At 76.0% G+C, this 7,388-nt stretch carries 6 protein-coding genes and 1 pseudogene; all 7 read right to left on the bottom strand.

The genetic code is table 11. The features are described from left to right. Window positions 1-1,597: pseudogene (locus ABGB06_RS29350) on the bottom strand (hypothetical protein); the annotation flags it as partial. A 6-nt stretch (window positions 1,598-1,603) separates the two neighbouring features. Further along, window positions 1,604-1,762 carry a DUF6760 family protein gene (locus tag ABGB06_RS29345; RefSeq protein ID WP_347594865.1) on the bottom strand — a complete coding sequence of 53 codons (159 nt, stop codon included), beginning with the start codon at window positions 1,760-1,762 and terminating at the stop codon, window positions 1,604-1,606. Then, window positions 1,759-2,238, bottom strand: coding sequence for a hypothetical protein (locus ABGB06_RS29340; protein ID WP_347594863.1), 480 nt, complete (start codon window positions 2,236-2,238; stop codon window positions 1,759-1,761). The genes ABGB06_RS29345 and ABGB06_RS29340 overlap by 4 nt, the downstream gene beginning before the upstream one ends. Then, window positions 2,238-2,684, bottom strand: a complete 447-nt coding sequence (locus tag ABGB06_RS29335; protein WP_347594861.1) for a phage tail protein — start codon at window positions 2,682-2,684, stop codon at window positions 2,238-2,240. The genes ABGB06_RS29340 and ABGB06_RS29335 overlap by 1 nt, the downstream gene beginning before the upstream one ends. A gap of 68 nt (window positions 2,685-2,752) precedes the next feature. Beyond that, window positions 2,753-4,318, bottom strand: coding sequence for a phage tail sheath family protein (locus ABGB06_RS29330; RefSeq protein ID WP_347594859.1), 1,566 nt, complete (start codon window positions 4,316-4,318; stop codon window positions 2,753-2,755). Window positions 4,319-4,501: 183 nt separating this feature from the next. Next, window positions 4,502-6,565 (bottom strand): ATP-binding protein, encoded by a 2,064-nt coding sequence (locus ABGB06_RS29325; RefSeq protein WP_347594879.1) that lies wholly within the window; start codon window positions 6,563-6,565, stop codon window positions 4,502-4,504. Window positions 6,566-6,669: 104 nt separating this feature from the next. Continuing rightward, window positions 6,670-7,380 carry a DUF4255 domain-containing protein gene (locus ABGB06_RS29320; RefSeq protein ID WP_347594857.1) on the bottom strand — a complete coding sequence of 237 codons (711 nt, stop codon included), beginning with the start codon at window positions 7,378-7,380 and terminating at the stop codon, window positions 6,670-6,672. Window positions 7,381-7,388 lie beyond the last annotated feature (8 nt).

Below are 7,388 nucleotides of genomic sequence, written 5' to 3'. Positions count from 1 at the left end.
CGTCCAGCACCGGCCGGAGCGGGCGGGCGGCGAGCAACTGCACCACGGGCAGCGGCGCCTCCGCCGCACGCTGGGCGGTCCGGCCGGTGGGCCCTCCGGTCGGGGTGGCCGCGCGCCGGGGGTCCGGGGCGGCGGGCCGCGCGGCCGGCGGCGTCACGCCACTCGACACGGCGTCCGGGCCCGCGTCGCGCGTCGCTCTGTCCCGGGCCCCCGAGGGCCCGGGCGGCGCCTCCATCGCGCCGGCGGCCGGCCGCCGCGGCGCGTTCGGGCGGGTGCCGGGGCCGTCCTCGCGCGGGGACGGCACGGTGCCGGACTCGGCGGCCGGGGCGGGGGCGTGGGGCAGGTTGCCCGGGGGAGTCGGCTCGGGCGCGGCGGGCAGCGTGGGCGGCGCCGCTCCGGGTGCGGGCGACGGCTCGGGGGAAGCGGGCCGGTGGGGCGCGGCGGCTCCCGAGGGTGGGCCGGGGAGCGCGTCCAACGGCGCCCCGAGCCCCGGTCGTCGGGGCCCGCCGCGCGCCGGGACGGGGGTGTCGGGCGCCGAGGTGGCCGGCGCCCGCTGGACCAGCGGCGTGTCCGGGGCGGGCCGGGCCGCGGGCGATGAGGGCCCGAGGGAGGGCGGCACCGCGGCGGCGCCCGGCGACGTGGCCGGGGCGGAACCGACCCGTGGGTCCCGGGGAGGCAGACCGGGCAGGGGCGCGCCCAACCCCGGCCTGCGCGGCGTGGCGGGCCGGTCCGCGGGGCGCGGCCGCGCTTCGGCCGGCGGGGTGGTGCCGGCGTCCCGCCGGGCGACGACGGGCCGCGCGGAGCCGCCGCCCCGGGGTTCCGTGGCGGGGGCGGCACCGGGGCCGGGCCGGTTCGCGGGGCTCCGGCCGGGGCCGGGCAGGGCCGCGAGCGGGCGGGCCGGCGGACGCGCCGCGGGGGCGGCGGTCAGCGGCGGACGGTCCGTCCTGCCGGGGCCGCGCGCGGGGGCCCGGCTCACGACGAACCGCGGCGTCGCCGCACCGGGCACGGGCGGGGCCGGTGCGGCCGCGGCGGAGGCGATAGCCGCGCCGGTTGCGGTGGGCGCCCCGGAAATCGGCGTGCGCGCCGAGGCGAGGGGTGCCACGACGGGTTCGGGAGCGGGTTCGGCAGTGGGTTCGGCAGCGGGTTCGGGCTCCTGGTCCGGGGCCGTCGCGCGCCGCAGATGCGGCAGGGCGGGACGGGCCGCGCGGTGCGTGGCCTCGCCGGCGAGCCGCGGCCCGGCGACCGCGTGCACCAGCCCGGACGGGGCCAGCGGATCGACGAGATGCCCGAGCTCGGTGCGGAACGCCGGCGCCTGGTGACTGGGCAGCCGGTCCCGGAAGCCGAGCGGGTCGGTCACCAGGACCTGGTCCGCCAGCGCGCGCTGGAGCGGCGGAGCGGCCCGCCACCCGCCGTCCGCCGGGAGGCCGGCCGCGGCGGACGGACGGGCGGGGCCTGACGTGTCGGGGTCGCTGGACCCGCCGGAGTCCCGGGACGCGTCGGGAGCCTCGGACGCGCGGGCGGCGTCCGGAGCGTCCGGGGCCGGTCCGGCCTCCGGGCGTCCGGCGCGCCGGCCACGCAGGCGGTGCCGAAGTCCCACGGTCCGTCACTCACTCTCGTTGACACGGGTGTTGATCCGGGCGATCTCCTCGACCCATCGGGTCCGCTCGGCGTGCGTCAGGCCGAGGATCTGCTCCCGCGGCCAGTGGAAGTGGTAGGCGATGTACGCGGTCTCCTCGTAGAGCCGGTCGGCCGCGTACGTCACGATTCCCCCAGGCGCCCACCCGCCAGGTCGACCTCGAAGGAGGTGTCGCATTCGGGGCAGGTGACCGCGGCCCTGGTGTGGCCCTCCGCGTTGATCCGCCGGTAGAAGTCCTGGAGGAAGGCGAGGTCCGAGGCGAAGAGCCGCTCCACCACGCCGCCGTGCACGTCGGTGATCGACCCGATCCGGGTGATCACCAGGCCGAGCAGCACCACCGAGAGGTAGGCCGGATTCTCCTTGACCCGCAGGTCGGCCAGGGGCAGGAGTTCGTCGCGGGCGGTGGCCAGGCGCATCGCGCCCCGCCGGTGCACGGTGCCCGACTCGTCCACGTAGCCGCGCGGCAGCTCGAACTCGAACTCCGTCTGGATGCGTTCCACCGGGGCCGAGCCGGCCGGCCCGGCCCCGTGAGACCCGGGCGCCGCGCCGTCCCCGGCCAGGCCGGGGACGGGCGGAACGGTGGCGGCAGCGCTGCGTCGCATCAGTTGAACTCGATGTCCTCGAAGACGATGGTGACCTTCTCCGTCGCCGGCTGGGCGTCGCCGGCCTTCAGCCCGGGGCCCTCCCACTTCTGGGCCCAGGCGTTCTTGAGGTTGATCGTCCGGTCCCCGCCGCTCATGGAGTCGGTGAAGATGATGCTCAGCTGCTGGCGGGCCCCGTCGACGTCGCCCTGCTGGAACGTCTGCTTGATCCACTCGGTGAACGAACTGGCCTGGTCCATGCCCCGGGTGATGGTGACCTCGCCGCCCTTGCGCGCGCCGGGAAGCTTGCGGATCAGCAACTGCCCCTGCGCCGTGACCTGGACGACGTCGATGGTGTCCAGCTCCATGGAGAGCCCGCTGACCTCCTGGACGGTCTCCACCTGGATGCCGCCGAGCTGGACCTTGAACGTATGGGTGGCGAGCGCGTCACCCGTCTCCTGTGCCATCTGCCACTACCTTTCCGCGCTGAAGTGCCAGGACCGGTGTGCCTCCCGGTCCCGCTGGGCCTGGGTGATCACTCGTTGACGAGGCTGGTGCTGTCGGAGAACTGGGCCAGCCGGAAGATGACGAACTCGGCGGGCTTCACCGGGCAGACCCCGATCTCGCAGATCACCTGTCCCGAGTCGATGGTCTGCGGGGTGTTCGTCTCCTTGTCGCACTTGACGTAGTACGCCTCGTTGGCGGTGGAGCCGAGGAGGGCGCCGCGCCGCCACTCCTCCATCAGGAAGGCGGAGATGTTGCGGCGGATGGTGCTCCACAGGTACTCGTCGTTGGGCTCGAAGACGACCCACTGGGTGCCCAGCAGGATCGACTCCTCCAGGTAGTTGAAGAGCCGACGGACGTTCACGTACTTCCAGGCGGGGTCCGAGGACAGGGTGCGGGCGCCCCAGATCCGGATGCCGCGTCCCGGGAAGGACCGGATGCAGTTGACGCCGATCGGGTTGAGCAGGTCCTGCTCGCCCTTGGTGACGACGGTCTGGAGCTCGACCGCGCCGCGCACCACCTCGTTGGCGGGCGCCTTGTGCACGCCGCGCTCGGTGTCGTTCCGGGACCAGACGCCGAGCACGTGACCGCTCGGCGGCACGAAGCGGTTCTGTCCGGTGGCGGGGTCGAAGACCTTGATCCAGGGGTAGTAGAGCGCGGCGTACTTGGAGTCGAAGCCGGAGCCCTCCTGACGCCACTCCCGTACCTGACGCGGCGTCATCTCGGGCAGCGGGTCGATCACGGCCAGCCGGTCGCCCATCAGCTCGCAGTGGGTGATCATGCCGAGCTGGACCGACTTCACGCCCTCCTCGTCGATCAGCCCCGACTGGTAGGCGGCCATCAGGTCGGGCACGGCCAGCATGGTGATCTCGTCGATCGCCTCCAGCGCGCCGATCCCGGTCCGGTCGTCGGCCGCGCCCAGGTACTCGCCCGCGTCGACCACGGCGGGCAGCGCCTCGCCCGTGCCGGGGGGCGGGGCGGCGGCCGGCAGCGACACGCTCTGCTTCTGGGGTCGGGCCAGCGCGCTCGCCGCCGCGGCCTCCGCGACCACGATCAGCTGGGACCTGTCCCGCACCTGCCCGACCACGTAGTTCTTGGTGGACTTCTTCGCCGAGACGTCGAACCGCTCGGCCTCCTTGCCGCCCTGCCTGACCACCAGGGTGAAACGGTCCTCGGGTGCGGACTCGGTGGCCGGGTCGGCCACCTCGACGGTGAGGTCCGCGCCCGTGCCGGGACGCGCGGCCACCGTGAAGGTGCCCAGGGCGACCGGTTCGCCGGCGGGAAGCTCCTTGTTCCGGCCGCCGGCCGCCTTGCCGTCGCCCGCCTGGCCGGCCCGGTCGCCGACCCGCACGACGTAGGCGATGCCGCCGCCGTTGGCGAAGAACCCGTAGACCGAGTGGGCCAGATAGCAGCCGTCGACACAGTCGCCGAAGGTCTGGGTGAACTGCGTCCAGTTCGTCACCAGGGTCGGCGTGTGGAAGGGGCCTTTCTCGGCGAAGCCCACGAAGGCCGCGACGGAGGTCCCGACCGACTCGATCGGTCGGGGCCCGCTCGGCGACTCCTCCACGTAGACGCCGGGCGACAGATACGACGGCATTCCTGCTCCTCTTCCCGGGGTGACCTGGAGACGACTCCCAGGGCACGAGAGGGCCGGATGGGGAACCACCCACGCCCCCCACAGCCCGGGGGAGGTCCGCCCTGCAGCTTCGCGCACCGGGCGCGTGCGGAACCATGGCTGCTGGGCACAGGGCGGGGGCAACGAGACGTGCCCGATGGGGCATCAGGGCCGGCTGGTGGCCGTGATGGGGAAGGGCGCGAACTCGTCCGCCAGCACCAGCCGGCCGAGCTTGCGGTACTCCCGCTGCACCGCGACCACGAGGTCCGCGGTGCGCAGCGGGCTGCCGGACTCGGCGGCCAGATAGGCGGCGGTCACCGCGCAGGCCCTGATGGACCCGCCGGCCAGCTCGAACCGGGCGCAGAAGTCCAGGTCGAGCGCGTCGTCGCGGGGCACCGCGGTGCCCAGGCAGCGGTCCCACAGGGCCCGGCGCTGGCTCGCGTCCGGCAGCGGGAAGTCCACGATCATGTCGAGCCGCCGGGTGAACGCCTCGTCCAGGTTGGCCCGCAGGTTGGTGGTGAGCACGGCGACGCCGTCGAAGCGCTCCATCCGCTGGAGCAGGTAGGCGCTCTCCAGGTTGGCGTACCGGTCGTGGGCGTCGTTGACCTCGGAGCGCTTGCCGAAGACGGCGTCCGCCTCGTCGAAGAGCAGAACGCCGTTGACCTCGGCCGCTTCGGTGAAGACGCGTTCGAGGTTCTTCTCGGTCTCGCCCACGTACTTGTCCACCACCGAGGACAGGTCCACCACGTACAGGTCGAGGCCCAAGTCGGCCGCGAGCACCTCGGCCGACATGGTCTTGCCGGTCCCCGAGTCGCCGGCGAAGAGCGCCATCACCCCGCGCCCGCGGCCCCCGCCGGGACGCATCCGCCAGTCCCCGAGCACCAGATCGCGGTGCCGGGCCCGCAGCGCCAGCTCCGCCAGCTGCGTCGTGGTGTCGGCGGGCAGCACCAGGTCCCGCCAGCCGACCGCCGGTTCCACGCGGCGCGCCAGCCGCTCCAGGCCCGCGGCGTTCTGCGCCCGCACACCGGCCCGCAGATGACGCGCCGCGACCACGTCCTCGCCCTCCAGCAGCGCCTGCCGCCGGGCGGTCCTGGCGGCCTGGCGCACCTGGTCGGGGCCCAGCAGGAAGGGCGCGAGCTCCGCGGCCGGCTCGACGCCGGGGGCCGGCTCCGCCCCGTCCAGCCCCTCCCGCCACAGCGTGGCCCGTTCGGCGACGCCGAGCTGCGGGGCGGTCAGCAGCAGCGGCCCCTCCTCGGCCCACAGCGGATCCCAGCCGCTCCGGCCGGTCAGCAGCACGGGCACGGGCAGGCCGGCCAGCCCGCGCAGCAGCCGTCGCGACGCCGGGTCCGCGTGCAACGCCTCCACCGGGCCCGCCACCAGCCCGGCGCCCAGCAGCCTCGCCTCCCGGACGAGGGTGCGCAGGTCCTCCTCCGGGGCCGGCCGCGCGGCCAGCGCCGCCAGGTCGACGCCGAGGGCCGTCCGGCCGCAGGCGAGCAGGGCGGCCGTGGCCAGGGACGCCGCCGAACCACCGGGCCGCTCCCGCACGTAGACCAGTCGTACGCCGGCGTCGAGCGCGCCGGCCAGCCCGGTGGCCGCCGGCGACGGCAGCGCGGTGGGCCGGGTGAGCAGCCCGCGCAGCCCGGGGTCCGTCGTGTCGTCGCCCACCAGGTAAGCGGTCACCCGGTCGGGCACCCGGAGCGCACGGGAGAGGAAGGGGCGGTCGGCGTCCTCGACCAGCAGCAGCCCGCCGTCCACCAGCGGCGCCCCGGGAAGCAGCCGGGTTCGGGCCGCGGCGTGCAGCGGTTCGGCGCCGACCAGCTGCAGCGCGAGCCCGACGCTGGCCCGGCGCCGGGTGACGTCGTCGTTGAGGTAGCCGTAGAGCTTCTCGAAGCGGCCGTCGGCGTCCGGCAGCAGGGCCACCAGCAGGACCTCGACGTCGAGCGGCGTCAGCGCGAAGTTCCGGGCGAGCGCGCGCAGCGGCAGGCGCGCCCCCGCCGCCTCGGCCTCGTCCGCGCGGGCCTCCGCGGCGCCGACCGGGCCGAGGCCGTCCGACCCGAGGCCCGACGGGCGGCCGTTCGCCGTGGGTTCGGGCGCCGGCGGGCCGGCGGCGAGGATCCGGTCCACCGCCTCGTCCGTCAGGTACAGCCCGCGGAGCGGATCGTCCGGCTGCGGATCCGCGCCCCGCCGCGCCGCGACGGCGTCCCGCACCCGCCGCTCGGTCGCCCGCAGCCGGTCCGCGAGATGGGCCGCGCCCCACGCGTGGTCGGCGCCGGGCGCGGCGTCGTCCGGCCCGGTGTCGGCGGCGCCGGGCGCGCGTCCCGGCACGGTGACGGTCACCGGGGCACCGGTCCGGCGGGCGGGCGCCGCGCGGACTCGCCGCGCACCCGGCGCATCCCGACCGGCACGGCGCCGCCGCCCGGCGCCTCGGGGTCGCCCTCGTACCGGGACCGCCGGACCTCGCCGCGGGGCGGCGCCGAGGCGTCGGTGGTGCGCAGCAGCAGCGCGTCGGACACCGGCGGCGCCGCGGCCTGGCGGCCGGTGGCCAGGGGGGCGGTGACGACCAGGTCGAGGGACGGCTTCAACTCCCCGCCGAGGGCGCTCCACACGTCGGCCAGGGCCCGCCCCTCGCCGGGCGGCAGGGCCACGGTGTAGGGGACGGTGAGGCCGAACGCCGCGAGCGAGCCGACGAGTCGGTCCGCCGGCAGCGCGGTGTGCCGCAGCAGCCCGGCGAGCAGCACCGACAGCAGCCGGTGCTCGTCCTGCGGCCGCTGGGTCCAAGCGGTGACCAGGTAGGACAGCATGAACCAGCGGGGCGGCCCGTGCACCGCGACGGTGGTGCCGTTCGCGTCCTGTTCGGTGATCCGGCCCTGCTGCCGGTGTGCGACCGACTCCCGGATGTCGTAGAGGAAGAGGTTGATCGTGGGCGCGTTGCGCCGGGCCGCCCACTCCGTGGTGGGCGCGTCGAAGACGACCTCCACGCCGGTGTCGCCCAGCACGTCGTCGGTGAGCAGACCCTGCAGGGTCTCGTCCACCTCGTGGATCACGCGGTTCC

Origin of the sequence: Streptomyces sp. B6B3 (assembly GCF_039871525.1) — a bacterium.
Taxonomy (GTDB): Bacteria; Actinomycetota; Actinomycetes; order Streptomycetales; family Streptomycetaceae; genus Streptomyces.
This window is presented reverse-complemented; position numbering and strand designations above follow the sequence as displayed.

Bases quoted from the DNA above. Each gene is read 5' to 3' on its own strand.
- ABGB06_RS29330 (WP_347594859.1), bottom strand. From the start codon at position 4,318: ATGCCGTCGTATCTGTCGCCCGGCGTCTACGTGGAGGAGTCGCCGAGC.
- ABGB06_RS29340 (WP_347594863.1), bottom strand. From the start codon at position 2,238: ATGCGACGCAGCGCTGCCGCCACCGTTCCGCCCGTCCCCGGCCTGGCC.
- ABGB06_RS29335 (WP_347594861.1), bottom strand. From the start codon at position 2,684: ATGGCACAGGAGACGGGTGACGCGCTCGCCACCCATACGTTCAAGGTC.